This window comes from Mesorhizobium sp. WSM4819 (assembly GCF_055811215.1).
In genome coordinates, this window is sequence record NZ_JBVVQO010000097.1 from 1 (window position 1) to 572 (window position 572).

The 572-nt window shown below is 62.4% G+C and carries 1 protein-coding gene; it reads right to left on the bottom strand.

Features of this window, described 5'->3' with window-relative positions; translation table 11 throughout:
* The coding region (locus tag AC0L18_RS32390) for a transposase (protein ID WP_473495744.1) at window positions 1-392 on the bottom strand (392 nt) is incomplete at its 3' end.
* Window positions 393-572 lie beyond the last annotated feature (180 nt).

The following is a 572-nucleotide window of genomic DNA, read 5'->3' on the forward strand; positions in this document are numbered from 1 at the left end:
AGGCTTTCCTGCAAAAGCGCGACGATCCGCTCCTCGCCCATGCGGCTGCGCCAGCGCGTCATCGACGAGCGGTCGAAGGGCAGTGCGTGGCGGAAGAACTCCTCGCCGCACAGATACTGGAAGTAGGGGTTTTCCACCCAGCGCTCGCACAGCACCTCGTCTGACAGGTTGAAGGTGTGCTTGAGGATCGCCAGCCCCGCCATCAGCCGGGTCGGCAGCGGCGGCATGCCGGGACCGTCCGAATAGACCGCACCGAAACGCTCCTCCAGCACCGGCCAGTCGATCGCCTGCGCCAGGCGCACCAGCTCGTGCTTCATGTTGATGATCTGATCGAGCCTGGAGCGGAAAAGATCCTGCTCTCCCGTCTCGCGCTTCTCGCGTGGCCTGGACACTGCGTCCCCCCTCGATTCGCCGCCGCCGACCGAGTGAATCACGCTCCGCAGCACAAGGGAATCGCACAATCGAATTGCAAGAAAACAGTGCCCAAACACCGCAAATCCTGCAATTCCAAAGCCGACCTCCGCCCTAATCAGCATGCCAGATCAACGGTTTGCGGATAGTTCACGGCCGAC